This is a genomic window from Candidatus Methylomirabilota bacterium (assembly GCA_035764725.1).
Classification (GTDB): Bacteria; Methylomirabilota; Methylomirabilia; order Rokubacteriales; family CSP1-6; genus DASRWT01.
Map to the genome: position 1 here is coordinate 1 of DASTYT010000004.1, position 25,636 is coordinate 25,636.

Here is a 25,636-nt window from a genome sequence, read left to right on the forward strand (position 1 = left end):
CCCATGACGACGGACGGAATCCCCTTCTGCTCCAGCACGATGGCGCCGTGGATACTCCACGACGTGCACGACCCTCAGTCGGCGCTGCCGACCAGGGCGACGTCGCACGTCGTGAGCGCCTCCAGGATCGTGGGCGACGGCACCCCCGCGATCCCCTTCTCGCGTTTCACGACCGCGCCCGCGCCGTAGCGCTCCTGCAGCCGTTTGGCCACCGCGAGCATCAGCGTGCCCGCGTTCGCCTTGCTGTTGTCAAGGATGGCGATCTTCTTCCCCGCCAGGCTGTCCACGCGCTTGGCGCGCCCCGCCGCCAGGATCCTCGGCTCGGCAGTGGGATCGTACAGGATGACCTCGTGGCCGTTGCCGCTCATCGCGACTCCTTCCGTGGTAGACGTTCGCACCGGTGAATCATCGGCGGCGACCCGTCGGTATCGACTCGCGCGGCTGATAGTAGCACCTGATCCGATCGCTCTCAGGCCCGCGGCCCCGCAGGCACAGGCTGCACGTAGCCGCACGCCTTGCACGTGCGAAGCGCCGGACTCGCGTTGAACTCCTGGGCGACCTGCTTCAGCTCGGCGAGGAGATCCGCGGCGTCGCGCCGGAGCTCGTAGAGCTTGGCGTCGCACTGCTCGCAGTACCAGGCGTAGCCCTCCGCCTTCGCCTCGTCCGCGCCGCGCACCCGCTCCACCACCAGCCCCACCGAGTGGGCCGGGCGCTGCGGCGAGTGGGGCGTGTTGGCGGGGAGCAGGAGCACTTCTCCCTGCCGGATCGGCGCCCGGCGCCGCTTGCCCGCGCCGTCGATGTACTCCAGCACCATGTCGCCCTCGAGCTGATAGAAGAACTCGTCGCTCGGGTCCAAGTGGAAATCGCGCCGCGCGTTCGGACCGCCGATAATCATCACGATGAACTGCGAGTCCTTCCAGACCATCTCCGCGCCCACCGGCGGCTTGAGGAGCTCCCGGTGCTCGTCAATCCAGCGCTTGAGACTGAAGGCGCTCAGGGGGCTCGTCATGGCTCGGACAGACACCGCCCAGTGGGGGTCCATTCTCCTGACGGAACTGTCGGGGCCGCGTCGCCATCGTGCACGATGAGGGAGAGCGAACGCCGTGGAGTGGCCCCCCGCCCGGAGACACTCATTGGAACGCCGGCGGGCAGCACCATAGCCTCGCCGGCCCGGGCCCGGAACACCCCGGCCGGCGTCTCCACGCACTGCTCTCCCTCCAGCACGTACCACGCCTCCGGGCCTGAGTGCTTGTGCGTGAATGCCGTAACGCCGCCCGGCGAAACGCCTTCGAAAAAGAGGAGGCCATAGCGTCGCGCGGCCTGCACCGGAATCGGCCCGACCGTAGCCACACGCCGCCACTCGCCGCGCCGCCACTCCTCTGGAGCGACCGTGAGCAGCCAGATCTGATCATGCGCCATCACGACCGCGCCGGTCTCGGTGCGCCGGGCCTCTGCCTCTTGGCGCGACGGAAATGCGTCGAGATGCCAGTATAGCCGCATGGAGGGCAGCTGGTCGACACGAAGCCAGGCCAGTATCGAGCAGCCATATTCGGTCACTCTTTCCTTCGGTGCGCAGCCCGTGTGTAGCGGCAGGGTCTGCGCGCGGACCTCGCCGACCGACCGCACCCAGAGGGCGGCGAGCAGCAGCAGGACGGCGGGCCACCGCTTGCCTAGCGGTGAGGTCATGGGTTGCTCGCGATCGCGTACACGACGTTGGCCTCGACGGCTCGGATGCCGCTACGGCGAATGTAGTCGAGATTGGCCTGGCGCACCCGCTCCCGCGCGGCCGCGTCGAGCTGGTCGAGCGTGCCCCGGTAGCCGGTGCCGAGCACGGCGGACCACCAGGCCTCGGGCGATGAGATCGGATGCTCGCCGGGCTCTGCCACCACCTCGGGCCGCTCGACATCGCCTTGTCGCAGCACCTCGGTCAGCGCCGCCGGGTCGCAGATGCGGTCCCAGGGGTTGAAGCCCTTGTAGAGATCGGACCGCTCGGCCTTGATGGAGTCCCAGAACGCGCCGCCGGCTCGAAGAAGCGCGGGCCCCAGGTGGTGATGGCGAGCCGGCCGCCGGACCGCACGCAGCGCCAGAGCGCCCGCACCGCCGCCGCGATGTCGGGCACGAAGAAGACGCCGAACACGCACACGACGGCGTCGAAGCTCGCCGGGGGCAACCCGAGGTCGAGCATGTCGCCCCGGCGGAACTCGGCGTGACGCAGGCCGCGCGCGGCCGCCTTCGCGCGCGCCAGGGCCAGGAGGTCTTCGGCCAGATCGACGCCGAGCACGTGCCCTCCGGGACCCACCCGCTCCGCCGCGGGTAGCGCGGAGGCACCGCTGCCGCAGCACACATCGAGCACTCGCGCGCCCGGCGGCAGGGCGAGGCGCTCTATGGTGTGCCGGCCGAATCGTCCCCAGAAGGAGTTCGCCGCATCGTCGTAGTGGTCGGCCGCCGCGTTGTAGGTGGCGGCGGCGCGGGCCTTGGCCGCCGCGTCGTCGGAGATGCCCATGTCGCCTCAGCCTCCCTGGGTTTGCAGCAGCACGATTCCGGCGGCGATCGGCCCGATGGCGAGGAGCCGGCCCGAGAAGATGTCGACGCCCGCCGCGGCCAGCCCGGCCAGCGCCATGAGCCAGAGACCCTGGGGGTGCCCCACGATGTCGTGGCCGCGGGCGCGCATCGTGAGCAAGACGAGGGCGTTGACAACCAGGGCCCCACCGGTGACGACGAGCGCGCCGAGGGCGGCGGTCACCTTCGCGGAGCCGAGCTTGAGGCACAGCGTCCACGTCGCGGCGGAGGCGCCCGCGAGCATCGCGAACAGCACGGCGGATGAGAGCACCGACATCTCCTCGACGATGTGCCTAGGGTTCGACCCGCCAGCCCAGCGGCACCGAGCCGGCCGGGAAGACGAGAATGCCGCCCACGACGTCGCGGCTGATCTGGAACGCCACGCCCTCCGACACATACCCGATCGCGTTCTGGCTTTCCAGGGTGGGCGTGCCGTACACACGGCGGACATCCTGGACCGGGTCCATGATCGAGACGCCGCGCCCGGTGCGAAGGGCCGGCCCTCGTCCGCCGGAATGCGGCGTCAGCGTCGCGAGGATCTGCTCGACCCTATCCTGGTAGATCACGACCACGAGCAGGAGACCGGTCTGGCCGCCGTCATCGCTGAGCAGGTAGCTGTACGTGTACCCGCGCTGCAGCGGAAGGCACTCGCTGGGCTGACTCCAGGCGCGCTCGAGGTCGGCGGCGCTGCTGCCGAGGGTGACCGCCCCGAGCCCGCTGCCCTCACGGATGATGAGAGAGCCGAGCGCGACGGGAGTCAGGACGCCGCTGCCCCGCGGGCATGCCGGCACCGTCTGCGCGCGCGACGCGGGGGGCGACAGGCTGGCCAGCAGCGAGAGAGCCGCCAGCGCGACGACCGCGCGCCTCCGCATCTCAGCGCGTACCTAGTCGCGCGGGGGGAACAGGCGATTCGACTCCTCGAAGAGCGCCAGCGTCTTCTGCACGTCGAAGGGATGCTCCACGAGCTGCTCGGGATCCCACTCGCTCCGCGGCGCCCCGAAGAAGTCGCCCCCGTACACGTGAATCGCCCCGGTGAGGCGCTTGATGGGATTGAGCACCGAGTGGATGATGTCGCGGCCCAGCGGCACCGCCTCTCCGCCGCAGATGGCCTTGGCGCCGGCCGCTTCGATGCGGCCCGTCGGCGCGCCCGCGGGGCGTCGCCAGAAGATGTTGTCCTCGCGACCCGTGTAGATCCCGATCACCGCCCACATCGCGTGGTTGTGCGGGATCTGACACATCCACGGCCCCCAGGTGAGGTTGAGCACGGTGAGCTCGCTCGACCGGTGCAGGACCTGCACACCGGCCCGGCGCGGCTCGCCGAGCGCGCTCATGATGTCCCCCGACGTGGACACCGCGCGGGCCACGAGGTCGAGCACGCCCGCCGAGCCCTGCGCGGCGTTGGCGCTCCGGCAGTCCGCGATGAACCGGTCCGGGTCGAACACGGCCCTACTCCGCGCGGCCGCCCTAGCTCGAGCTCCAGGAGAACGGGGCGAAGTGGCCGTTGTTCTTTCCCGACGTATCGTCCCAGTTGATCCCGAAGGCGTGCATGTGACCGCGCGAGGCCTTGGCCAGCGCGAGGCGGCTCGCCGCGGGGTGACCCACGTTGTCGAGGTAGATGGGCTCGCTCGGGCTCGCGCCCGGAATCCCGTCGACCGAGATATCGAGCAGGCCGGGGATCGACGCGGACCGACGCATGCCGCCGCGCTCGATCTGGATCGGCCGGCTCTCCACCCCCGCGAACTTGGTCACGAGCGGGCCCACGGCAGCCATCGGGCCGCCGCTCTGCCCGCTGCCGATGGCAACGATGGCCTCGCGCTGGGCGGCGGTAGCGCGCTCGTCCACGATCAGCCCGACCGTCCAGTTCCCCGCGCCCATCGGCCCCGGGGTGTGCAGGAGGACGGCGAAGTTCAGCCCGTCGAGGGAGGTCGAGCCATGGGTGCCCCGCTCGATGTGGAAGACGAGGCCGGCGTCGCAGGCCCCCTTGGTGGGACGGGCCGCCAGCCCGGAGGTCGGGCAGGGGCAGACGGAGTCGCAGCTGCACGCTTCGAGGTAGTCACCGCTGATCTTCCACTGAGGGTCCGCCATGTAAAGCCTCCCCCGGTGTGTGCCGCGCTCACATCGGATGAGCGCCGCGCAACACCATCACGAGTTCGGGACGTAAGGCCACGGTCACACCCAGAACCACGAGCGCCACTCCGGTCGCCCGGGCGATCCACTCGCCGCCCGGGAGCAGCTTCTCCGCCGCCACCACCGCCGTGATGAGCAGCACCCAGCGGAGGCCCATCGCCCCTGCGGCCACCAGCACCAGCATCAGCGCCCAGCAGCACCCGAGGCAGTAGATCGCATGATACCAGCCCAGGGCCAGGCTGCCCCACCGGCCGGGACGCCAGTGCCCGAGCAGGAAACCCAAGGGGCTCCGGCAGGCCCGAAGGCACGCACGCTTCAGCGGTGAGAGCTGAAAGACTCCCGCGGCCGCCAGCACGACGGCGATGGCGTAGGCGAAGCCAGAGCCCGGCACGGCCATGAGGGCCGTGTGCACGAGGTACACGGGGACGCCGCTGCCCGCCCAGACGACGAGATAGACCGCGGTGAAGCTGGCGACCGACACGCCCTCCTCGATCACCCGGTGCGGGGGGGCGATCTTGCTCCCGCGTATGGCGCCGTAGAGGGAAATCATAGGCAGCGCGCTTGGGAGCATCATCGCCGTCATCATGACGGCCCAGCCGAGGACGAAGGCGCTTCCGCCGGCCCATGTCCCCGGCATCGGCATCGTCATCATCATATCGTCACCCTGAAGGCTCGACCGCACCACCGACACCCAGGCCGCTGCGGCGAGGACGAGGAGCAGGGCCGAGGTCAGAACCGTCGCCCGGTCCGGCACGGCTATTCGATGACCTGATCGGCGCGAAGCACGAGCGATTGAGGGATGGCGAGGCCCAGTGCCCTTGCCGTCTTCAGGTTGATGACGAGCTCGAACTGCGTCGGCTGCTCGACGGGCAGCTCGGCGGGCTTGGCGCCCTTGAGGATCCGGTCCACGAATACGGGCGCGCGACGAAACAAACCGTCCACGCTCGTCCCGTACGACATGAGGCTTCCCGACTCGACGTACTCCCTGAAGCCGTGCATCGACGGTAGTCTGGCCTTCATCGCGAGCTCGGCGAGGAGCGCGTGGTGACGATTGAACATGGCGTCCGATATCACGAGAAGGGCATCCGCTCGCGCCCGGGCCATCGCGGCGAAGGCACCTTCGAACTCGGCCGGCCCGCGCACACCGAGGGGCTGAAGCTGCAGTCCCAGCGAGCGCGCCGTAGCCTTCAGATCAGAAATCACCGCGGGCCCGGATGGATTGCCGGCACTCCAGAGGACGGCCACTCGATTCGCCCTGGGAACCGCCTCTTTCAGCAGCTCCAACCCCTTGCTGGAGGTCTCGCTGCCGACGCCGTAGGCCAACCCTGTGACATTGCCACCGGGACGCGCGAGAGTCGTCACCACGCCGAGCGCCACCGGATTCGCGACGCCGATCATGACGATGGGGATGGTCTTGGTCGTGTTCCGGGCCGCGACCGTCGCGGCCGTCCCACCGCTGACGATGACATCGACCTTGACCTTGACCAGCTCGGCCGCGAGTGCGGGCATCCGATCGTAGTCTCCGTCAGCATACCGAACCTCAAGAGTCATGTTCTGGCCCTCGACCCACCCGATGTCGCGCAGCCCTTGGCGGAATGCCTCGAGCACACGCGAGGGAAGATTGGCCGAGCCCGCCGTGATCAACCCGATCCGCGGAACTTGTCGAGCCGGCTGCGCCTCGGCGGCATGCGACGCGAGGATCAGAGTCAGCACCAGCGCCGAGAACCACAGCCGGCGGCCGCCTGCTCGGTTTCCCCATGTCGACGCCGTCACGCTGCGAACATACCGCATTGGCCGTCTTCAGTGGCAGCGTCATCGGGGCGGCCGGCTGCGGCGAAACCGCAGGCGCGGTACGATTGGCCCCCATGGACCCCCGCCCGGCCACGACACCCGTGGTGGAAATGGACGCGGTCACCAAGCGCTACGGCGAGGTGGAAGCCGTGCGCGGGATCAGTCTCCGCATCGATGCCGGCGAGGTCGTGGCCATCCTCGGGCCCAACGGCGCCGGCAAGACCACGTCGGTGGGCCTCATGCTCGGCCTGCGCGCGCCGACCTCCGGCGCCGTGCGCCTCTTCGGCATGCCGCCGACGGACCGCCGCGCGCGGAGCCGCGCCGGCGTGATGCTGCAGGAATCCGGGACCACCGGCGTACTGACGACGCGTGAGATCGTGGCGCTGTTCGGACACTACTACCCGGCGCCGATGCCGCCCGAGCAGGCGCTGGCCCTCGCCGGCCTCACCGACAAGGCGGACGCGCGGATCGGCACGCTGTCCGGCGGCCAGCGACAGCGGCTCTACTTCGCGCTGGCGGTCTGCGGCGACCCCGACGTGCTGTTCCTCGATGAGCCCACCGTGGCGATGGACGTGGAGGCTCGGCGCGCCTTCGTGGCAAGCGTGCACACGCTGGCCGGCCGGGGCAAGACGGTGGTGTTCACCACCCACTACCTTCGCGAGGCCGAGGAGACGGCCCGCCGCATCGTGGTGATCGACCGCGGCGTGGTCATCGCCGACGCGTCGCCGCGCGAGCTGATGGGGCGCGTGGCGGCCAAGCGCGTGGCTTTCTCGGTCGCCGGCGCCCTTCCCAGCGGCGCCTTCGACGGGCTCGCGGTCACGGCCCTCGAGTCTTCCAACGGACACGTCCGCTTCCTCACCAGCGAGCCGGAGGCGGTGCTGCGCGCGCTCTTCGCGCGGGGAGTGGAGCTGCGCGACCTGGAGGTGGCGGGCGCCGATCTGGAGGACGCCTTCCTCTCCCTGACGCGACGAGGCGACGCGGCGTGACCACGGCCCCGATCCTGCCCATGCTGCTGGCCCAGACCCGGAGCGATTTCCGGATGCGCTGGCGCGTCCCCGCCTTCAGCCTGACGAGCCTGGCCCTCCCGATCCTCTTCTTCACCTTCTTCGGCCTGCCCTTCGCCCGAAACACGCTGCCCAGCGGCGTGAGCGAGGGCGCCTATCTGCTCGCCTCCTTCGCGGCCTACGCGGTGGGCAACGTCATGGTGTACGGGTTCGGCATCGGCGTCGCCGTCGAGCGCGGGCAGAAGATCGACCTGCTCCTGCGCGCCACCCCGCTGCCGCCCGGGGTCGCGATCACCGCGAAGGTGCTCACCGCCCTCATCTTCTCGCTGATCTCGATCTCGGCGCTCATCGTCTACGGCGTGATCGCGGGCGGCATCCACCAGGGCGTCGCCACCTGGGTCAACGTGACCGTGCGGCTGCTCGTCGGCTCGCTGCCGTTGGTCGGGCTCGGCTTCGCCATCGGCTACAGCGTCGGCCCCAACGCGGCGCCCGCAGTGGCGAACCTTGTCTACCTGCCCCTCGCCTTCGCCTCCGGCCTCTTCATGCCGATGAGCCAGCTGCCCGGCTTCGTGCAGCGCATCGGCCCGTATCTCCCCGTCTATCACTACGGCCAGCTCGCCTGGAGCGCGGTGGGCGCGCCTGCCGAGCCGCTCGTCGTCAGCCTCGCCTGGCTCGCCGGCTACACGGCGCTCTTCATGCTCATCGCCCTGCGCGCCTACCGGCGTGAAGAGTCGCGCAAGTTCGCCTAGAATGTCGCCCATCATGGCGCGCCCCGGGACCCTCGCCATCGACGTGGGCGGCACCTTCACCGACATCACCTACGCGGACGCCGAGACCGGGGCGACCTGGGTGGCCAAGACGCCCTCGACCCCGTCGGACCTCTCCCGCGGCTTCATCACCGCGGTGCGCAAGGTGCTCGGTCAGGCCGGCCGCACCCCACCCGACGTCCTCCGCGTCTTCCACGGCACCACCACCGCGACCAATGCGATCCTCGAAGGGAAAACGCCGCCCACCGCGCTCGTGACGACGGCCGGCTTCAAGTTCGTGCTGGAGATCGGCCGCCACGATATCCCGCGCCACGGCAACCTCTACGGCTGGAGCAAGCCGGCGCGGCCGGTCACGCCGGATCACGCGTACGAGGTGACGGAGCGTCTCGACGCCGATGGCTCCGTGCTCGCGCCGCTCGACGAGGCGGAGGCGCGTCAGGTCGCGCGGCGGCTCGCCCAGGCGGGCGTGCCCGCAGTCGGGGTCGTGTTCCTCCACGCCTACGCGAACCCCGCCCACGAGCGGCGCATGGCCGCGATCCTTGCGGAGGAGTATCCCGGGGTCCTCGTCTCGCTCTCGTCGGAGGTGCTGCCCCAGTTCCGCGAGTTCGAGCGCAGCATGGCCACCGCGCTCAACGCCGCCGTCATGCCGCCGGTGAGCCGCTACGTGGGGCTGCTGCGCGCGGCGCTCGACGCGGAAGGCGTGCGCGCCCCGCTCCTCATCATGAAATCGGACGGCGGCGTCACCAGCGTCGCGACCTGCGTGCGCCAGCCCGTGCAGACGGTGCTGTCGGGCCCGTCCGCCGGCGTGGTGGGCGCGGTCAGCGTGGCGCGCACCGCGGGGCACCGCGACATCATCTCGATCGACGTCGGCGGCACCAGCGCGGACATCTGCCTCGTGCGCAACGGCCGGCCCGAGATCACGAAGGACGGGATGATCGGCCCCTTCCCGCTGAAGCTTCCCATGGTCGACATCCACACCATCGGCGCGGGCGGCGGCAGCATCGCGGCGGTGAGCGCGAGCGGCCGGCTGACCGTGGGCCCGCGCAGCGCCGGCGCCGAGCCGGGCCCGGTCTGCTACGGGCGCGGGGGACTCGAGCCCACGGTGACCGACGCGCACCTGGTGCTGGGCCGCATCCCGCCCGCGCTGCTGGGCGGCGAGATCCCGCTGGACCTGGCCGCCGCGCGGGCCGCGATCGAGCAGCGTGTGGGCACGCCGCTGCGCCTGACCGTGGAGGAGGCGGCCGCCGGCATCGTCGAGATCATCGACAACTCGATGGCGCGCGCCATCCGCACCGTATCCGTGGGGCGCGGCCACGATCCGCGGCGGTTCGCGCTGGTCGCCTTCGGCGGCGCGGGACCGCTCCACGCCTGCCGCCTCGCCGAGCTGCTCGAGATCCCCACCGTGATCGTGCCGCCGCGGCCGGGCGTGCTCTCCACGTGGGGGCTGCTCGACACCGACATCCGCGCCACCTTCGTCCGCACGGTGGGGCCCGACGACCGCCGCGCCACCGCCGACGGGGCGGCGCCACGTCTCGAGGCCGTCTGGCGCGAGCTGGAAGCGCAGGCGCGCGCCTGGCTGGACGGCGAGGCAGTGCCCCACGAGGGGCAGCGCTTCGAGCGCGCCGCCGATCTGCGTTACGAGCATCAGAGCTTCGAGCTCACCTGCCCGGCCGGCGGCGGACCCGCCACCGCCGCCGAGCTCGCCGAGCTCGTGGCCACCTTCCACGCCGAGCACCGGCGTCTCTACACCTACGATCTGCCCCGCGCGCCCATCGAGCTGGTGAACCTCCGTGTCACCGCGATCGGGGCGCTGCCGCGGCGGGGCGAGGCAGGGGCCGGCAGCGGACCGGCGCCTCGAGAGGCGAAGACAGGCGAGCGCCGCGTCTACTTCCGCGGCACGGGCTGGCGCGTGACGCCCTCCTACGACCGCGCGCGGCTTCGGGATGGGCAGGAGATTGTCGGGCCCGCCGTCATCGAGCAGGACGACGCGACGCCGCTGGTGGCGCCGGGCTTCGCGGCGCGCGTCGACCCCGCGGGCAATCTGCTCCTGGAGCGTGTCCATGGCTGAGCCGACGCGCGTCGATCCCATCACGCTCGAGATCATTCGCGGCAGCCTCGCGTCGACCATCCGCGACATGGAGCTCTTGATGGAGCGCTGCGCGATGTCGCCCTTCATCAAGGAGAAGAAGGACTACTTCGTCGGCGTCTTCGACACGCGGGGACGCATCGTGGCCTGCCACATCTCGGGCAGTGGTCCCGGCATGATCGACGCCATTCTCCGCGCGTACCCGCTCGAGAGCATGCGGCCGGGCGATGTGTACTGGTTCAACGACCCCTACCTCTCCGACGGCGCCGTCCAGCATCACCAGGACATGGTGTTCGTGATGCCGGTGTTCCACGAGGGGGTCGTCGTCGCCTTCGCCACCACGTTCGGGCACTACCAGGACATCGGCGGGATGCGCGCGGGCAGCATCTCGCCCCACGCCACCGAGATCTACCACGAGGGGCTGCTGGTGCCGCCGGTGCGCATCATGCAGGAAGGGCGGCTCAACGAGGAGGCGTACCGCATCTTCCTCCGCAACTCGCGCCTCCCGGACCTCGTGGAGGGCGACACGCGGGCGATGATGGCGTCCTGCCGCCTGGCCGAAGGGCGTCTGGCCGAGCTGTTCGAGCGCTACGGCGCGCCGACCGTCCTCGCCGCCTTCGAGGCCGGCATCGCCCAGACCGCGGAGCGCGCGCGGGCGCTCTTCCTCGAGCTGGTGCCGGAGGGCGCCTGGCGCTTCCACGACTACCTCGACAGCGACGGCGGCGTCGACTCGCGGCCGCACCGCATCGAGCTGGCGCTGGACCGCCGTGGGGACCACGTGCGGCTGGACGGCTCCGGCTCCGACGATCAAGCGCGCGGCCCGATCAACTTCATGACCAACCCCGGGCTCCTCCGCATCGCCTTCGGCCGCTATCTCCAGGCGCTGGATCCGGACCTCGAGGTCAACGAGGGGCTGCTGCGCAACCTCGACGAGTGGGTGGCGCGCGAGGGCAGCCTCTTGAAGCCCCGCTTTCCCGCCCCGCTCGGCATGCGGGCGAACACGCGCTTCCGCGTGATGTCCTGCATCTTCGGCGCGCTCGCCCAGGCCAACGGCGGCCGCGTCCCCGCCGGATCCCCGGTGTACGTCCTCTACTACTTCCGCGCCTGGGACGAGGCGGCGCGGCGTCCCATCCTGTGCATCGAGGGCTTGGGCGTGGGGCTCGGCGCGCGCCCGTTCGCGGACGGTGTGGACGTCATCTACTACATCGCGCAGGAGAACTACCCCGTGGAGTACGTGGAGCGCGACTTCCCGCTGCGGGTGGAGCGCTATGTTGCGCGCGCCGACTCGGGCGGCCCCGGCTTCCACCGCGGCGGCGCCGGCGTGATCCGCGACGTGCGCGTGCTTTGCGATAAGGCCGAGCTGGCCACGCGCATGGAGAACACGCTCGTCGCGCCCTACGGGGTGGCCGGCGGTCAGGCGGGCCGCACCGGCCGCATCATCCTGAATCCCGGCACCCCGGACGAGCGCGAGCTGCCCGCGCTCGGCGACGGGATCACGCTCAAGCGCGGCGACCTGCTGCGCCTGGAGACCTGCGGGGGCGGCGGCTGGGGCGACCCCCTCGTCCGCGAGCCCGAGCGCGTCAAGCAGGACGTGGCGCGCGGCCTCGTGACCGCGCGTGGCGCCCTCGAAGACTACGGCGTCGCGCTCGACGCCGTCACGCTGGAGATCGACAAGACCGCCACCGACGAGACGCGCCGCCGGCGCACTCGAGAATTGCCGCTCATCGACCGCGGCCCCGGCTTCGCGGAGGCCGAGGCCCGCTGGCGCGCCGCCCGCGAGGCGCCGCGCCTCTGAGGAGACCCACCATGGCCATGAAGGACCTCGCCGCGAAGATGAATGCGCTCTGCGACGCCCTGCCCTTCCAGACGAGCTGGTATGTGAAGGACCTCGCCACCGGGGAGCGGGCGGATCGCCTCGGCGACACGCCGGTGCCCTCGGCGAGCACCCGCAAGATCTCGATCATGATGGCGGCGCTCAAGGCGGTGCACGACGGCAAGCTTTCGCTCGATCAGAAGGTGACGATCCAGGCCAAGTACCAGGACAACGACTCCGGAACCTTCCAGCATCTGACCCCCGGGTTCTGGATCACCTTCCGCGACGCGCTCGTCATGATGATCATCGTGAGCGACAACACCTGCACGGGCACGGTGGTCGACATGGTGGGCCTCGATGCGATTCAACGCTACTGCGACAGCGTGGGCATGACGCGCACCGTGCATCGATTCGGCATTCCGCCCAAGCTCGGCCCCGACCACACCCTGGACCAGGTCACGACCACCACGCCCAACGATCAGGGGATCCTGCTGGAGGCGATGCTCCGGGGCGCGGAGGACAAGGCGGCCGCCGCGAAGCTCGGCGTGACACCGGAGCTCTGCCGCCTGGGCCTGGACATCCTCTCGTGGCAAAAGCTCAAGACCCGCATCCCCTCGCAGCTTCCGCTCGGCACCAAGGTGGCCCACAAGACCGGCACCGGCTCGCGCGGCTACATGGACGCGGGCATCGTCTACCGCGACGGGAGGCCCCTCTACATCATCACCATGTACACGGAGCACGTGCCCGCCGCCCTGCCCGACGGCACGCCCGGCTTCACCGCGGCATATCAGCTCATGGGCCGGCTGGCGCGTGTCGCCTGGGACTCCATCGCTTCGCAATCGCACTAGATGGAGAGCGCCAGACGCCCGCGAATCGTGACCGGACTACGCGCGACCTTTGAGAGTCTCGGCTGGATTGCGAGGGAAGTTGGCATCTTCAAAGGGCTAGGCCTCGAGTGCACATTCCCCAGACTCGAGACGGGCGGGCCGGAAGCCGTCGCCGGAATCGTTCGGGGCGATTGGGAATTTGCGGAAACCGGCAGCGCTCCGTATGGGCAGGCGGCCCTTGACGGCCGGGATACCGTCATTCTTCTTGCGGCGTTGGCGCCACTCTCGACGGGACTGCCGATCCTGACGCGCCCGGCGATATCCGATCCGCACCAGCTAGAGGGCAAGCGCCTTGGTGTTCTGACGAACACCGGCCAGGTCGCCATCTCCGTGCGCTCCGCCCTGCACACGTGGGGCGTCAGCGCCACCCTCGTTCCCCTTGGGACATTCGGGGCGATCTATGCCGCGCTCGGGTCCGGAGAGATCGACGCCGGAGCGCTCTCCGCCGACTATCGATTCTTGGGACCGAGAGAGTTCGGCTTGCGAGTCCTTGACACGCCGAGCGCCGGGTACGTGCCCGTCGTTGTCGGGTGCTCACGCCGACTGATCGCGGCGGACCGCCGCCTCGTTTCCGGCGTGGTGCAGGCCTACATTGAGGCGATCCATTTCTTCAAGACGAAGCGCTTGGAGGTCATTCCCGTGCTCCAGCAGTTTCTTCGGTTCAAGGACCGGCCTGCCGTCGAGGAAGCATACGACTTCTATGCGCCGCTCCTTCAGCGGTTGCCACGCCCATCGGCACAAGGTCTCCTGATTCTTCTTCAAGACCTACTGCAGACACAGCCGTCCGCCGTCCACGTTTCGCCGGCGGACTTCGTCGATTCGTCGTTCCTCGATGAGCTCGAGCAAGCTGGATTGATCGAGGCCATCTACGGCGATACCGCTGAAGCGAGAAGCTAACGCCCGGCGAGTCGCTTCACGACCGGCGCGAACGCTTCCATGAACTGCTCGAAGACAGCGATGTAGGAGACACCGTAGCGGGCGCGCCGCGCCTCGAGCGTATCGACGACGTCCTCCACGGATCCCGCGAGGACAAACGGGCTCTCGCGCACCTGAGCCGGTTCCATCTTCCATTGCTGGGCGATCTCGGCGAGGCCGGTGGCCGTGTTGTCGGCCACGAGCACCCGCTGAACCAGGGCGTTGAGCTCGAGGGCGGAGAAGCGCGCGCCCGCCGCGGCGCGAACCGTGGCGACCTTCGCGTCCAGCGTGTCAGGACCGATGTCCGCGAGGTCGAGCCCGCTGCCGTCGGGCCGGGTTCGCGGGACGAGACCCACGATGTCGGCTTCGCGGGCGGCGAGGGACAGGATCCTGGGTCCGCCTCCCCCGATGAGCAGGGGCGGCCGGGGACGCTGCACAGGGCGCGGCAATCCCTCCAGCTCGGTCACTGCATAGTGCCGACCCTTGGCCGTCACCGGCCCGCCCGCGAGGTAGCGGGTGATGATGCGCACCGCCTCTTCCAGGCGCTCGACGCGCACCCGTCCGGCGTCGAAGGGGATGCCGGTCTGCGCGTAGTCGCCCAGGAGCCATCCCGCCCCGAGCCCCAGCTCGAAGCGTCCGCCCGTCAGGAGATCGAGCGTCGCCGCGTCCTTGGCGACCACGGCGGGATGGCGGAAATCGTTGTCGTACACCATGCTGCCGACGCGAATCGTCGTGGTGGCGGCGGCCGCAGCCATGATGCCGACGCTGGTCGCCACCTGGTCGCGGAAGTGATCGGGCACGAGGAAGATGGCGTAGCCGAGGGCCTCCGCCCGCCGCGCCTTCTCGAGCCAATCATCACGCGAATGCGCCACCCGTGCCAGGACGCCGAAGCGGAAGGGCCTCACGCGCTCCACTCGGGATAGGTCGGCGGCGACAGCGCGTCGGCCCCCCGGCCCGCCCAGTCCGACTTCGCCATGCGGGGCCACATGCGCTCGCCGCCCGCCTGGAGCGCCCGCAGGATGGCGCGCTCGTCGGCGGCGAGCACCCGCCCGCCGTCCACCACGAGGCGGCCGTCCACGTAGACGCGGTCCACGTCCTCGTCGGTGGCGTTGTAGACGATGTTCTTCACGGGATCGCGCAGCGGCGTCATGCGCCACGACTGAGTCTTCCACAGCACGAGGTCGGCGCGCGCGCCCGGCGCGATGCGGCCGAGGTCGTCACGGCCCAGGGCGCGGGCTCCGCCCAGGGTGGCCGCGTCGAAGACGTGGGCGGCGGTGGTGAACTCCGTCTGCCGCTCCATCATCTTGGAGACCACCGCGGCCCACCGCATCGCCTCGATCACGCTCTGCGGGTTGGTGTCGGTGCCGAGCGCCATGTTGATGCCGGCGGCGCGGTAGGCGCCGAACGACTCCATGGCGACCCCGCGCCGCGCGAACACCCATACCGCGTGGGCCACTGAGCAGCCGGAGTCGGCCATGATGGCGACGTCGCCCGCTGGATAGTTCGTCCAGGACGAGCCGCCGATGATGATGGCGTGGCCGAGGATGGTGTTGGGGCCGAGTACGCCCAGCTCGCGCATCCAGGCGATCGGGGTCTTCCCGTGTCGGGCCAGCATCTCGTTGAACTCGACCACCGACTGCGACGTGTGCACCTGGTACGGACGTCCCGTCTCGTCCGCCCAGCGCTTGCCTTCCTTCAGGAGCTCGGGGGTGCACGTATCGATCTGGGACGGGGCGAAGAAGCAGCGCACGAGGCCGCCGTGGGCGCCGTCATGCGCCTTGAAGGCTTCCACCGCGCGGCGTAGCCCCTGGCGCCCCGCCTCCTCGTTCCACTCCCACTCGACACGCTTGCCGTCCCCCGTGAGCCAGCGCCCGGACCGGAAGCCGAGGCCGAGATACACGCGCAGGCCGTAGTGGCCGGCACGCTCGACCACGTAGTCGGCGATGGGCCCGATCTCCATCACGGTAGTGACCCCGCCGCGCAGCATCTCCGCCATTGAGAAGTCGATGCAGGCGCGGCTGGCCTCCTCGTCCTGCGCCTCCGCGCGCACCGGCAGCATCTCGAAGAGGCCGGAGTAGAAGAACTGGGGATTGCCGCGGTCCTCGATGAACGAGCGGTCCAGCGGCGAGCCCGCGATGTGGGCGTGGGTGGAGATGAGCCCCGGGGTGACGATGCGGTCGGCGGCGTCCACCGTCTCGTCCACGCGGCCGTCGAAGCGCGGGCCCACGTGCAGGATCGCGCCGTCCTCGATCACCACCACGCCGTCGCGAAGCGTGCGATGAACGCGCCCGTCGTGGGCGAGCACGTACGGCGCCTTGATGGCGATGCGGCGGCCGTCGCTCATCTCGCCGAAGCCTGACACGAGGGCTCCTCCACCGCAACCCGTTCCGAGATGTCCGGCGCGCCCGTCTTGACAGCGGAGACCGGGTTCACTACACGTAACGGACGACCATGGCCGGTGTGCTTGGAGCCCGGCTGCCGGCGCGCCGACGCGTTCTCGTCTACGTGGTGGGGAGCGGCCTCTGGCTCACCGCGGGCCTCTCGTGTTCCACTACTTCCTGCAGCGGCGAGGCGAGCTCGGCATCGGGCCGCATCCCCTCGAGCCGTGGTGGATGGTCTCCTCTACTACCTCGGCGACGAGCAGGCGCGCGAGGTCACGGGCATCGTGCGCTGGGCGGTGGGGCTGGTGTGCTCCCCGTCTTCGTCGTCCACCGCTTCGCCCTCTGGTTGCTTCGCCGCGAGCGGGGTGGCGCGCCCGCTGCCTGAGGGCGACGCTAGCGCCGGCGACGCGTGCCGCGCTTCTGCGACGGGGAGCGCGTCGCCGTCCGCCCGCGGGCCCGCGGGCGACTCGCGTGCAGGCCGCTCGGGTCCTCCACCGCCTCCGCGGTCACGAACGTGCCGCCCTGGAAGGTCTCGGCGCGCTCGTCGGTGACGGGCGGCTCCTTGGCCAGCACCGCGGCGGCGTAGTCCTCGCCGCGGTCCTGCGGCCGATAGCCGAGCCGCATCGCGTTGGCGTTGTCGTACCAACTGCGCCGATTGTCGGAGACCCCGTAGACGATCTCGAAGCGCAGATCGGGATGCTCGACGCCGATGGAGACGAGCTGGCCGAGGTCGCGGGGCGACACCCAGATGGCGAGGCGCCGCTTGTCGATGGGACGCTCGTTCACGTTGCCGATACGGATGCAGAGCACGCGCAGCCCGTACTTGTCCGCGTAGAGGCTCCCCAGCGCCTCGCCGAACACCTTGGACACGCCGTAGCGGCCATCGGGCTTCGGATACACCCGGTGGTCGATGGTCTCGTCTCTCCGGTAGAACCCCACCGCGTGATTGCTGGTGGGGAAGATGAAGCGCGGCACGCCATTCCGGCGGGCGGCTTCATAGGCGTTGAAGCAGCCTTCGATGTTGGCCTTGAGGATGAGCGGCCAGGGTCCCTCCACCGAATAGCCGCCGAGGTGGACGATCGCGTCGACGCCTTTCGTGATGCGCAGCACGTCGGCCATGCGCGTGATGTCGGCGCGCATGAAGCGCTCGCCTGGCTTGAGGTCCTTGATGGGGCGCAGATCCGACAGGCGCAGCTGATACGTGCCCGCGAGGGCGCCGCGCAGGGCGCGGCCGACGCCGCCGGCGGCGCCGGTGATGAGGAGGGTCTTCACGAGGCCGCGCCCGCGGTCTTGCCGGCGTAGCCCTTCCGGTGGAAGTAGTTGGCGTTGTAGAAGGCGAGGACGAGGTCGCGGTACACCGCCGGCCCGTAGCGCGGAGGATTGTCGGGGCCCACGCAGGACGGCAGGCACTCGATCACGGATGCCACATTGGGGCTGTAAAAGAAGGCGATCGAGTAGCGGTCGGTGCCCGAGTCGTTCAGCACGCCGTGGGGCGTGGACAGGAAGCGGTCGTTCGACCAGCGCTTCATCATGTTGCCGAGGTTCACGAGGAACGTCCCGGGGATCAGCGGCGGCGCCATCCATTCGCCGTTGGGCAACCCCACCGCCAATCCGGGCACCTCCATTCGCGCCAGGATCGTGATGAACGAGTTGTCCGTGTGGGGCCCCTGGCCGAACTGCTCGTCGTCATCCGTCTCTTGCGGCGGATAGTGCAGGAAGCGGAGGTTGATGTGCGCCTCGTCCCGGAAGTAGGGCGCGAAGAAGTCCGCCGGCATGTGGAGCGCGCGCGCCAGCACGGGGAGCATACGCTCCCCCACTGCCTCCAGGGACTTGAAGTAACGCACCATCGCCGCGCGCATCGCGGCATGGCCGGCCGGCCACTGGTTGCGGCCCCGCAGGGGCTTCCCCGCGCGCACGTCGGGATGGTCGGCCGCGCGGTCGTGGCTGATGAAGAAGCTCTCGTTGAAGTTCGGGCGCGTCGCCTTGTGCACGCTGGACGCGCCCTGGATACTCTCGTTGGGGGCGAGGTAGCCGATATTGTTCTCGTCGATGGCCAGGCGCCGCTTCTCGTCCCCCGGCATCGCGTGGAACTCGCGCGACGCCGCGAAGGCCTCGTCCACCACGGCGTCGGGCACGCCGTGTCCCTTCAAGTAGAAGAAGCCCACGTTTTCGCTGGCCCGCCGCACCTCGGCCGCGACCGCGTCGAGACCACCGCGCTCGCCGCGGAAGGCCGGCCCGAAGTCGATCACGGGGATGGCGCGCGTGGCCGCCTCGAGGTCCTTGACGGCAAGCGACTTGAAGAGGTTCATCGCTCCGATCCTACTCCAACCTCGGTTGCGGATGCCATGTCCGTGGTCTATCCTCCTGCGCCATGACACCCCCCGCGATCGGCTGGCCCAGCGGCGCGCGCTGTGCGGTGATGATGACGTTCGATCTCGACGGCGAGAGCCCGTGGATCCACCGCGATCCCGCCCTCGCGGAGCGGCCCCTGCACATGTCCATGGGCGCCTACGGGCCCAAGACCGGCATGCCGCGCATCCTCGATCTCCTCGACCGCTACGGGATCAAGACGTGCATCTTCATCCCGGGCTGGATCGTCGAGCGCTACCCCGCCCTCTGCGAGGAGATCGTCAAGCGCGGGCACGAGGTCGGGCATCACGGGTATCTCCACGAGAAGCCCTTCTTCATGAAGAGCCGCGAGGAAGAGGAGGAGCTCTTGGTCAAGAGCCTCCAGATCTTCAAGAAGATCCTGGGGGTGACGCCGCTGGGGGCGCGCGTGCCGTCCGCCGATCCGAGCCGGCACTCCATGGATCTCCTCGCCCAGCACGGCTTCGTCTATCACAGCAACGCGCTCGACACCGATCTCCCCTACTGCCACGCCACGCCCCACGGCCCCGTCGTCGAGTTCCCCACCGCCTGGTGCAACAACGACGCCCCGTTCTTCCTCTGGAGCGCGGTGCCGCCGGTGGGCAACGGCATCTGGAGCCAGGAAGACGTGTGGGAGATCTGGTCCGAAGAGTTCGAGGGCCTGTACGAGGAGGGGAGCCTCTTCAACTGGCTCGGGCATCCCCAGATCATCGGGCGCCCCTCGCGCATGCGCATGGTCGAACGGCTCATCCAGCGCATTCTCGGCAAGGGGCGGATCTGGTGGCCCCGGCCGGTCGAGCTCGCCCGCTTCTGGCTCGCGCGCGAGAAGGCGGGGGCGCGCGCCTGATGGCCGGCCGCCTGGCCGGACGCGTGGCCCTCGTCACCGGCGCGAGCCGGGGCTTCGGCCGGGCCATCGCGCTCGCCTTCGCCCGCGAGGGCGCCAAGCTTGTGGCCAACTACCACGCGAGCGAGCGCGAGGGCAAGGACGTCGCGGCGGAAGCGGGGCGGCTCGGCGCCGAGGCCATCGCCGTCCGCGGCGACGTCGCGCAGGACGCCGACGCGCGCGGCCTCGTACAGGCAGCGCTGGACCGCTTCGGGCGTCTCGACATCCTCGTGAACAACGCGGGCATCATGGTGCGCGGCCCGCTGCTCGAGCTCCCCGCGGACGGGTATCAGCGCATGCTCGACGTGAACGTCACGGGCACCATCTTCTGTACGCGGCACGCTCTACCCGGCATGATCGCGCGCAAGCACGGGCGGATCATCAATCTCTCCTCCCAGCTCGCCCAGCGTCCGGTGGGCGCGGGCGGCGGCTTCGCGGCCTACGCCGCCACCAAGGGCGCGCTGGAGTCGCTCACGCGCGTGCTCGCCGCCGAGGTGGGCGAGCACGGCATCACGGTAAACGCGATCTCGCCCGGCGGCATCGACACCGACATGAGCCGGGCCGTCATGACGCCGGAATACCGCACGCGCCGGCTCGCCGAGCTGCCGGTGCACCGCTTCGGCAGCGTGGACGACGTGGCGTACTGCGCGGTGGTGCTGGCCGCCGACGAGGCTGGCTATCTCACGGGGCAGATCATGCACCCCAGCGGCGGCTGGGTCTCGGGATAAGGAGCCTGGACATGCGGTACCGGTGGCCGGATGGCAAGCAGTCCGCGGTGGTGCTCTCCTTCGACTTCGACGCGGAGTCGGGCTTCTACTTCCGCGAGCCCGAGAAGGCCAAGCGGAGCCTCGGCGATCTCGAGGAGCGCCGCTTCGGCCCACGCGTGGGCGTGGACCGGATCCTGCGTTTGATGGACCGCCTCAAGATGAAGGCGTCCTTCTACATACCCGGCTGGACGGTGGAGCATCACCCCGCGCCGTCCAAGCGCATCCGCGACGCCGGCCACGAGATCGGCGCGCACGGCAACATGCACGAGGCAGTGAGCTTCCTCGACAAGGCACTGGAAGAGCAGATCATGCGCGAGCAGCTCGCGATCCTGAAGGACGGGCTCGGCGTGGTGCCCAAGGGCTATCGCTCGCCGTCCTGGGACGTGAACACGTGGACGCCTGGCATCCTCAAGCGTCACGGCTTCCTCTACGACACCTCGCTGATGGGCAACGACGTGCCCTACGAGATCGACAGCGAGGAGGGCCCGCTCATCGAGCTGCCGATCCAGTGGCTGCTCGACGATGCCCCGCTCTTTCGCCACGTCTACGGCGCCACCAATGCCATCGCGGATCCCGGCCGCGTGCTGCAGATGTGGAGCAAAGAGTTCGCGGGCATGCACGCGGAGAACGGGGCCTTCATCCTCACCTGCCACCCCTTCGTGAGCGGCCGCGCCTCCCGCATCCAGCTCCTGGAAGACCTCGTGGCCTACATGCGGAAGTTCCGCGGGGTCTGGTTCACCACCTGCGAGGAGATCGCGAAGTGGCACGCCTCCGGCCGGGAGGCGGTGGGCGCGACGAACGGCGCCGGGCGCGAGGCGAAGAAGCCCGCTAGCCGGCGTCCGGCGGCACGGGCTCGGCGCTGAGCAGCGCGTCGAGCCGCGCGTAGCCGGCGGAGGTGAGTCGGCCGCCCGCCATCAGCCCCGCGCCGCCGGGCGCGGCGAGCAGGCGCGCCAGGCCGGCGCCGATGGCGAGCTTGCTGTGGCGCGACGAGACGAGCGCGCCGCCGAACTGCGCCCGCAGAGCCTCCACCGCGCGCGGCAGGTAGTCCACGCCCGCGGCGGCCTTGGCCTCGAGCTCCACCTCGTGGTGGCGTACCGGCCCGGACGCAAGCCGGTACGTCACCTCGTCGATGGCTAGCTCCGCGATCGGCGCGCCCGCACCCGCGTGGCGGAGCCGGCGGCGCGTCTCGCGCTCCTGCACGCGCGCCAGTCCCGCCGCCGCGAGCACGGATGATGGGTCGCCCGTCGCGGGCGCGGCGGCCAGCGCGATGCCTTGACGCGCGAGGGCCGCGCGCGCCTCCTCGAACGCGGCGGCCGACCACTCGCGCTCGAGCTCGTCGCGCTCCGTGACGCCGGAACCAACGTCGCGGGCCTCGCCCTTCAAGGTGAGCTTGGTGGCCTCGCCGGTCACACGCAGCCGTAGGGACTGCCGCCGCACGCGGAGCGCCCCCTCCAGGGTGTCGAAGTAGGTGTCGCGCTGCACCACGGTGCCGGCGGCGGCGAGGGACTGCCCGGCCAGGCTGGTCAAGGCGGCGATGGCGTCGGCGATTGCCTCCGGCGGCTCGGCCGTGATGACGAGCTTGGCCTCGCGCTCCGGCACCGCCGTTCCTCCCGCGGATCAGGCCGGTCGAAGCGCGGCGAGGTGCGGCATGACCTCCGCGGCGAAGAGGTCGATGGACGCGACGGCCGCCGCCTCCGCCATGTCGCCGAACATCATGCGGCAGACGAAGTAGTTGCAGCCGCTGGCCGCGACCTGCCGCTCGATCTCCTCCCGCACGCGCGCCGGCGTCCCCGCGATGGCCACCCCCCGCTGCCGCGCCTCGTCGAAGTCGCGGGCGAAGCGGAAGGGCAGCGCGCCGAAGTCGCGCCAGAGCTTCGTGAGGTTCGCGTACCACGTGGCATAGGAGGGGCGCGCGAGCGCCTCCGCCTCGGCGTCGCTGCGCGCCACCACCACGTGGCGGGACATCCCCATCTTCGTGGCGGGCTCGCCGCCGTGCTTGCGCTGCCAGACGTCGCGATAGCGCTCGAAGAGCGGGCGCGATTGATCGACGGGCGAATTGGTGATCACGTTCACGCGATTGGTCGCCGCCCATTCCGCGCCGGCCGCGTGGCCCATGCCGTACCAGAGCGGCGGGTGCGGCTGCTGAAAGGGCCGGAGCACCATGGGGACCTTCTGATAGCGGTAGCGGGTCCCGCGATGCTCCAGCGTCTCGCTGGTCAGGCCTTGCAGGACGATCTCCAGCGTCTCCTCGTAAATCTCCTCGGTCTCCAGATGGTGGAGGTCGAAGTACGCCATCTCGTAGGGCACGATGCCGCGGCCCACGCCGAAGTCGAAGCGGCCCCGCGAGAGATGGTCGAGCATGCACACCTCCTCGATCAGCCGCAGCGGGTCGTAGAGAGGCAGGCAGTACACGCAGGGGCCCAGGCGGATCCGACGGGTGCGCTGAGTGGCCGCGGCGAGGAAGATGCCGGGCACGGGAGCCAGGCCCAGCGGCGTCGCGTGATGCTCGGCCAGATGATACGAGTAGAAGCCCGCCGCGTCGTACTTCTCCAGCAGGCGCAGCCGGCTCTCGTAGTGCTCGTGCACCGGCACGTCCCGACGGTCGAGATGGTCGAAGATCCCGAGGTCCATCGCGCGGCAAGGGTACCAGAAAAGGTCGCTGGAGGAGCGAGCGCGCGGTGGAGTACCATGACGCCACGATCGAGCGGTGCACCCCGGCATCGAAGAGGAGCGGATCGATGGCCTTTGATCTCCTGATCAAGAACGGCTGGGTGGTGGACGGGTCCGGACGCCCGCGATATCGCGCAGATGTAGGCGTCAAGGGGGGCAAGATCGCCGCCATCGGTCGCATACGTGAATCGGCCAAGGAGGTCCTGGACGCCGAGGGCCAGGTCGTCGCGCCCGGCTTCGTGGACGGCCACACCCACATGGACGCCCAGGTCTTCTGGGATCCCTTGGGGACCTGCTCCTGCTGGCACGGGATCACCACCGTGGTCATGGGCAACTGCGGCTTCACGCTCGCGCCCTGCGCCAAGGAAGATCGTCACCTGGTGATCCGCAATCTCCAGCGCGCGGAGGACATCTCCCTCGAGGCGATGGAGGCGGGCATTGAGTGGCGGTGGAAGACCTTTGCCGAGTTCCTCGACGTGCTCGACACGCTCCCCAAGGGCATCAACTACTCGGGCTACATGGGTCACTCGGCGCTGCGCACGTACGTGATGGGCGAGCGGGCCTTCGAGGCGGGCGTCACCGAGGACGATCTCCGCGCCATGGAGGCGGAGCTGCGTGACGGCCTCCGCGCCGGCGCCATGGGATTCACGACGTCGCGGTCGCCGAGCCACGAGACGCCGGATCGCCGCCCCGTGGCGAGCCGCATGGCCTCCTGGGACGAGGTGCGGCGCCTCGTGGGCGTGATGGGCGACATGAACGCGGGCATCTTCGAGCTGGCGGGCGAAGGCGTGGACCGCGACCCCAACAATCCCGGCATCGCCGACTATCACCGCCGCCTCCGCGAGCTGGCCGTCGAGACGGGCCGGCCCATCACCTTCGGCCTCTTCAGCCGCCGCGACGCGCCCGAGGCCTACAAGGCGTACGTGAAGCTGCTCGAGGACACCGCCGCCCAGGGCGGGCGCATGACGGCGCAGGTGCACAGCCGCGCGCTCTCCGCGGTGTTGTCGTACAAGACCCAGCTCCCGTTCGACCGGCTGCCGGTGTGGCGCGAGCTGCGCGCGCTGCCCCTCGACGAGCAGAAGCGTCGCCTGCGCGATCCGGAGCTGCGGAAGAAGCTCATTACCGCGGCAAAAGAACGCGACGATCGCAAGGCGCTCGGCACCGAGGCGCGGCCCGCGGTGTACGAGTGGATCCACGTCATGGAGAGCGTGCACGGCAAGCATCGCTCGGTGGCGGAGATCGCCCAGCAGCGCGGGGTCGACCCCGTCGAGGCCATGATCGACCTGGGGCTCGAGACGGACATGGAGGTCTTCTTCCTCCAGCCCATCGCCAACGAGAATCAGGACATCGCGCTCGAGCTGATCAAGAACCCGCGCACGGTGGTCACATTCTCGGACTCCGGCGCGCATGTCTCGCAGTTGATGGACGCCTCGCTCCAGACGCATCTCCTCGCCCACTGGGTGCGCGAGAAGCAGGCCCTCACCGTGGAAGAGGCGGTGCGCATGCTCTCCTTCGACACTGCCACCATGTGGGGCTTCTCCGACCGCGGCCTCGTCCGCGAGGGCATGGCCGCCGACTTCGTGGTCTTCGACCCCGACACCATCGCCGCCGAGATGCCCGAGGTGGTGAACGACCTGCCCGCGGGGGCGCGCCGACTCATCCAGCGCTGCCGCGGCGTCGCCGCCACCGTGGTGAACGGCGAGATCCTGCTCCGCGACGGCAAGCACACGGGCGCGCTCCCCGGCAAGCTCCTGCGCGGCCCGCTCGCGCGCGTGTAAAGGATACGGCACCAATGTGCTTCGATCTCGATTCCCGGCCCCCCATCCCGCCGATCTTCGGCGGGGCGACGGATGCGCGTGACCTCAAGCTGACCTCGGCCGACGGCACGAAGTTCATGGCCTACGCCGCGCGAGCGACCAGCCCCAGCGGCGCGGGCATGGTGGTCATCCCCGACGTGCGCGGGCTCCACCAGTACTACAAGGAGCTGGCGCTGCGCTTCGCCGAGGCGGGCGTGGACTCGGTGGCCATCGACTTCTTCGCCCGCACGGCGCCGTCCGACGACCGCAGCGACAAGTTCGACTTCATGAGCCAGGTCCCGCTGACCAAACCCGATCAGCTCCAGGCCGACATCGCCGCGGCGGTGAACTATCTCAAGTCGAAGGAAGGCGGCGCCGTCCGCTCCGTCTTCTCGGTGGGCTTCTGCTTCGGCGGAGCCCTGTCCTATCTCCAGGCCGCGAGCGGGCTCGGCTACGCCGGCGTCATCGGCTTCTATGGCTGGCCGCTGGGTCTCAAGCGCTGGCCCGACCGCCCCAAGCCCATCGACGCGGCGGCCCGCTACAAGGCGCCGGTGCTCTCGCTCTTCGGCGGCGCCGACGAGGGTATCCCGTCGGCCGACATCAAGGCATTCGATGACGCCCTGAAGAAGGCCAACGTGGCGCACGACTCCACGATCTATCCGGGAGCGCCGCACAGCTTCTTCGACCGCAAGCAGGCGGAATTTGCCGACGCGTCCGCCGACGCCTGGAAGCGCGTGAAGGACTTCGTCGCCCGCAACACCCGCAAGGCCGCCTAGCACGGCCTCGCTCGCCGCCGCCACGTCGCGCGCCACCCACGGGGGGG

At 70.1% G+C, this 25,636-nt stretch carries 28 protein-coding genes; 11 read left to right on the forward strand and 17 right to left on the reverse strand.

Features of this window, described 5'->3' with window-relative positions; translation table 11 throughout:
• Positions 1-74 precede the first annotated feature (74 nt).
• From VFX14_00165 to VFX14_00215, 11 genes are all read right to left on the reverse strand, one after another.
• Positions 75-368: a hypothetical protein gene (locus VFX14_00165; protein ID HEU5188079.1), complete on the reverse strand. Its 294-nt coding sequence runs from the start codon at positions 366-368 to the stop codon at positions 75-77.
• A 101-nt stretch (positions 369-469) separates the two neighbouring features.
• Positions 470-1,009 carry a 3-hydroxyanthranilate 3,4-dioxygenase gene (gene nbaC, locus VFX14_00170; GenBank protein ID HEU5188080.1) on the reverse strand — a complete coding sequence of 180 codons (540 nt, stop codon included), beginning with the start codon at positions 1,007-1,009 and terminating at the stop codon, positions 470-472.
• Entirely contained in the window at positions 1,006-1,686 is a 681-nt protein-coding gene (locus VFX14_00175) for a cupin domain-containing protein (GenBank protein ID HEU5188081.1), read from the reverse strand. The genes nbaC and VFX14_00175 overlap by 4 nt, the downstream gene beginning before the upstream one ends.
• The gene (locus tag VFX14_00180) at positions 1,683-1,922 is read right to left on the reverse strand and encodes a hypothetical protein (protein ID HEU5188082.1); all 240 of its coding nucleotides are present in this window, start codon (positions 1,920-1,922) and stop codon (positions 1,683-1,685) included. Before VFX14_00180 ends, VFX14_00175 begins: the two co-directional genes overlap by 4 nt.
• 5 nt (positions 1,923-1,927) lie before the next feature.
• Complete coding sequence (locus VFX14_00185) at positions 1,928-2,503, reverse strand: methyltransferase domain-containing protein (GenBank protein HEU5188083.1); 576 nt, start codon at positions 2,501-2,503, stop codon at positions 1,928-1,930.
• Positions 2,504-2,509: 6 nt separating this feature from the next.
• The gene (locus VFX14_00190; GenBank protein HEU5188084.1) at positions 2,510-2,830 is read right to left on the reverse strand and encodes a hypothetical protein; all 321 of its coding nucleotides are present in this window, start codon (positions 2,828-2,830) and stop codon (positions 2,510-2,512) included.
• A gap of 22 nt (positions 2,831-2,852) precedes the next feature.
• Positions 2,853-3,431: a hypothetical protein gene (locus tag VFX14_00195; GenBank protein ID HEU5188085.1), complete on the reverse strand. Its 579-nt coding sequence runs from the start codon at positions 3,429-3,431 to the stop codon at positions 2,853-2,855.
• A gap of 12 nt (positions 3,432-3,443) precedes the next feature.
• The gene (locus tag VFX14_00200) at positions 3,444-4,001 is read right to left on the reverse strand and encodes a hypothetical protein (protein HEU5188086.1); all 558 of its coding nucleotides are present in this window, start codon (positions 3,999-4,001) and stop codon (positions 3,444-3,446) included.
• Positions 4,002-4,023: 22 nt separating this feature from the next.
• A complete protein-coding gene (locus VFX14_00205; GenBank protein ID HEU5188087.1) occupies positions 4,024-4,644 on the reverse strand; it encodes a DUF1326 domain-containing protein in 621 nt (206 codons plus the stop codon).
• Between the two features lie 28 nt (positions 4,645-4,672).
• A complete protein-coding gene (locus VFX14_00210) occupies positions 4,673-5,440 on the reverse strand; it encodes a DUF2182 domain-containing protein (protein HEU5188088.1) in 768 nt (255 codons plus the stop codon).
• 2 nt (positions 5,441-5,442) lie between these two features.
• Positions 5,443-6,459 (reverse strand): ABC transporter substrate-binding protein, encoded by a 1,017-nt coding sequence (locus VFX14_00215; protein HEU5188089.1) that lies wholly within the window; start codon positions 6,457-6,459, stop codon positions 5,443-5,445.
• A gap of 92 nt (positions 6,460-6,551) precedes the next feature.
• Between VFX14_00215 and VFX14_00220 the strand changes: the two genes are divergently transcribed.
• From VFX14_00220 to VFX14_00245, 6 genes are read left to right on the forward strand one after another with little or no spacing between them, the layout of a single operon-like run.
• Positions 6,552-7,463, forward strand: a complete 912-nt coding sequence (locus VFX14_00220; GenBank protein ID HEU5188090.1) for an ABC transporter ATP-binding protein — start codon at positions 6,552-6,554, stop codon at positions 7,461-7,463.
• Positions 7,460-8,230 (forward strand): ABC transporter permease, encoded by a 771-nt coding sequence (locus VFX14_00225; protein ID HEU5188091.1) that lies wholly within the window; start codon positions 7,460-7,462, stop codon positions 8,228-8,230. The genes VFX14_00220 and VFX14_00225 overlap by 4 nt, the downstream gene beginning before the upstream one ends.
• Before the next feature lie 13 nt (positions 8,231-8,243).
• Positions 8,244-10,316, forward strand: coding sequence for a hydantoinase/oxoprolinase family protein (locus VFX14_00230; GenBank protein HEU5188092.1), 2,073 nt, complete (start codon positions 8,244-8,246; stop codon positions 10,314-10,316).
• Positions 10,309-12,129 (forward strand): hydantoinase B/oxoprolinase family protein, encoded by a 1,821-nt coding sequence (locus VFX14_00235; GenBank protein ID HEU5188093.1) that lies wholly within the window; start codon positions 10,309-10,311, stop codon positions 12,127-12,129. The genes VFX14_00230 and VFX14_00235 overlap by 8 nt, the downstream gene beginning before the upstream one ends.
• A gap of 17 nt (positions 12,130-12,146) precedes the next feature.
• Positions 12,147-12,995 (forward strand): serine hydrolase, encoded by an 849-nt coding sequence (locus tag VFX14_00240; GenBank protein HEU5188094.1) that lies wholly within the window; start codon positions 12,147-12,149, stop codon positions 12,993-12,995.
• A 27-nt stretch (positions 12,996-13,022) separates the two neighbouring features.
• Complete coding sequence (locus tag VFX14_00245; GenBank protein HEU5188095.1) at positions 13,023-13,931, forward strand: ABC transporter substrate-binding protein; 909 nt, start codon at positions 13,023-13,025, stop codon at positions 13,929-13,931.
• Here the strand turns inward: VFX14_00245 and VFX14_00250 are convergent.
• The 4 genes from VFX14_00250 to VFX14_00265 all read right to left on the reverse strand — a co-directional run bounded on the left by VFX14_00250 (position 13,928) and on the right by VFX14_00265 (position 18,639).
• Positions 13,928-14,854 (reverse strand): TIGR03621 family F420-dependent LLM class oxidoreductase, encoded by a 927-nt coding sequence (locus VFX14_00250; protein HEU5188096.1) that lies wholly within the window; start codon positions 14,852-14,854, stop codon positions 13,928-13,930. The two genes, VFX14_00245 and VFX14_00250, sit on opposite strands and share 4 nt — an antisense overlap.
• A complete protein-coding gene (locus VFX14_00255) occupies positions 14,851-16,311 on the reverse strand; it encodes an amidohydrolase family protein (protein HEU5188097.1) in 1,461 nt (486 codons plus the stop codon). Before VFX14_00255 ends, VFX14_00250 begins: the two co-directional genes overlap by 4 nt.
• A gap of 412 nt (positions 16,312-16,723) precedes the next feature.
• On the reverse strand, positions 16,724-17,602 hold the full coding sequence (locus tag VFX14_00260; GenBank protein ID HEU5188098.1) for an NAD(P)-dependent oxidoreductase: 879 nt from the start codon (positions 17,600-17,602) through the stop codon (positions 16,724-16,726).
• Entirely contained in the window at positions 17,599-18,639 is a 1,041-nt protein-coding gene (locus VFX14_00265; GenBank protein ID HEU5188099.1) for a 2-oxoglutarate and iron-dependent oxygenase domain-containing protein, read from the reverse strand. The genes VFX14_00260 and VFX14_00265 overlap by 4 nt, the downstream gene beginning before the upstream one ends.
• Before the next feature lie 62 nt (positions 18,640-18,701).
• On the opposite strand from VFX14_00265, the gene VFX14_00270 reads away from it, so the two are divergent.
• The 3 genes from VFX14_00270 to VFX14_00280 are packed head-to-tail and all read left to right on the forward strand — an operon-like array spanning position 18,702 to position 21,210.
• Positions 18,702-19,544: a polysaccharide deacetylase gene (locus VFX14_00270; GenBank protein ID HEU5188100.1), complete on the forward strand. Its 843-nt coding sequence runs from the start codon at positions 18,702-18,704 to the stop codon at positions 19,542-19,544.
• Positions 19,544-20,308: a glucose 1-dehydrogenase gene (locus tag VFX14_00275; GenBank protein ID HEU5188101.1), complete on the forward strand. Its 765-nt coding sequence runs from the start codon at positions 19,544-19,546 to the stop codon at positions 20,306-20,308. The genes VFX14_00270 and VFX14_00275 overlap by 1 nt, the downstream gene beginning before the upstream one ends.
• Positions 20,309-20,319: 11 nt before the next feature.
• Positions 20,320-21,210 (forward strand): polysaccharide deacetylase, encoded by an 891-nt coding sequence (locus tag VFX14_00280; protein ID HEU5188102.1) that lies wholly within the window; start codon positions 20,320-20,322, stop codon positions 21,208-21,210.
• On the opposite strand, the gene VFX14_00285 is transcribed toward VFX14_00280, so the two are convergent.
• Positions 21,176-21,946 carry a CYTH domain-containing protein gene (locus VFX14_00285; GenBank protein ID HEU5188103.1) on the reverse strand — a complete coding sequence of 257 codons (771 nt, stop codon included), beginning with the start codon at positions 21,944-21,946 and terminating at the stop codon, positions 21,176-21,178. The genes VFX14_00280 and VFX14_00285 overlap by 35 nt on opposite strands.
• An 18-nt stretch (positions 21,947-21,964) precedes the next feature.
• Positions 21,965-22,978, reverse strand: coding sequence for an LLM class flavin-dependent oxidoreductase (locus tag VFX14_00290; GenBank protein ID HEU5188104.1), 1,014 nt, complete (start codon positions 22,976-22,978; stop codon positions 21,965-21,967).
• 107 nt (positions 22,979-23,085) lie between these two features.
• Between VFX14_00290 and VFX14_00295 the strand changes: the two genes are divergently transcribed.
• The gene (locus tag VFX14_00295) at positions 23,086-24,795 is read left to right on the forward strand and encodes an amidohydrolase family protein (protein ID HEU5188105.1); all 1,710 of its coding nucleotides are present in this window, start codon (positions 23,086-23,088) and stop codon (positions 24,793-24,795) included.
• 14 nt (positions 24,796-24,809) lie between these two features.
• The gene (locus tag VFX14_00300) at positions 24,810-25,589 is read left to right on the forward strand and encodes a dienelactone hydrolase family protein (protein ID HEU5188106.1); all 780 of its coding nucleotides are present in this window, start codon (positions 24,810-24,812) and stop codon (positions 25,587-25,589) included.
• Positions 25,590-25,636 lie beyond the last annotated feature (47 nt).

Excerpts from the sequence above, each read along its gene's own strand:
- VFX14_00230 (HEU5188092.1), top strand. The coding sequence starts at position 8,244 with ATGGCGCGCCCCGGGACCCTCGCCATCGACGTGGGCGGCACCTTCACC.
- VFX14_00195 (HEU5188085.1), bottom strand. The coding sequence starts at position 3,431 with ATGCGGAGGCGCGCGGTCGTCGCGCTGGCGGCTCTCTCGCTGCTGGCC.
- VFX14_00275 (HEU5188101.1), top strand. The coding sequence starts at position 19,544 with ATGGCCGGCCGCCTGGCCGGACGCGTGGCCCTCGTCACCGGCGCGAGC.
- VFX14_00300 (HEU5188106.1), top strand. The coding sequence starts at position 24,810 with ATGTGCTTCGATCTCGATTCCCGGCCCCCCATCCCGCCGATCTTCGGC.
- VFX14_00165 (HEU5188079.1), bottom strand. The coding sequence starts at position 368 with ATGAGCGGCAACGGCCACGAGGTCATCCTGTACGATCCCACTGCCGAG.
- VFX14_00185 (HEU5188083.1), bottom strand. The coding sequence starts at position 2,503 with ATGGGCATCTCCGACGACGCGGCGGCCAAGGCCCGCGCCGCCGCCACC.
- VFX14_00280 (HEU5188102.1), top strand. The coding sequence starts at position 20,320 with ATGCGGTACCGGTGGCCGGATGGCAAGCAGTCCGCGGTGGTGCTCTCC.
- VFX14_00270 (HEU5188100.1), top strand. The coding sequence starts at position 18,702 with ATGACACCCCCCGCGATCGGCTGGCCCAGCGGCGCGCGCTGTGCGGTG.
- VFX14_00265 (HEU5188099.1), bottom strand. The coding sequence starts at position 18,639 with ATGAACCTCTTCAAGTCGCTTGCCGTCAAGGACCTCGAGGCGGCCACG.
- VFX14_00240 (HEU5188094.1), top strand. The coding sequence starts at position 12,147 with ATGAAGGACCTCGCCGCGAAGATGAATGCGCTCTGCGACGCCCTGCCC.
- nbaC (HEU5188080.1), bottom strand. The coding sequence starts at position 1,009 with ATGACGAGCCCCCTGAGCGCCTTCAGTCTCAAGCGCTGGATTGACGAG.
- VFX14_00220 (HEU5188090.1), top strand. The coding sequence starts at position 6,552 with ATGGACCCCCGCCCGGCCACGACACCCGTGGTGGAAATGGACGCGGTC.
- VFX14_00175 (HEU5188081.1), bottom strand. The coding sequence starts at position 1,686 with ATGACCTCACCGCTAGGCAAGCGGTGGCCCGCCGTCCTGCTGCTGCTC.
- VFX14_00205 (HEU5188087.1), bottom strand. The coding sequence starts at position 4,644 with ATGGCGGACCCTCAGTGGAAGATCAGCGGTGACTACCTCGAAGCGTGC.
- VFX14_00295 (HEU5188105.1), top strand. The coding sequence starts at position 23,086 with ATGGCCTTTGATCTCCTGATCAAGAACGGCTGGGTGGTGGACGGGTCC.
- VFX14_00290 (HEU5188104.1), bottom strand. The coding sequence starts at position 22,978 with ATGGACCTCGGGATCTTCGACCATCTCGACCGTCGGGACGTGCCGGTG.
- VFX14_00235 (HEU5188093.1), top strand. The coding sequence starts at position 10,309 with ATGGCTGAGCCGACGCGCGTCGATCCCATCACGCTCGAGATCATTCGC.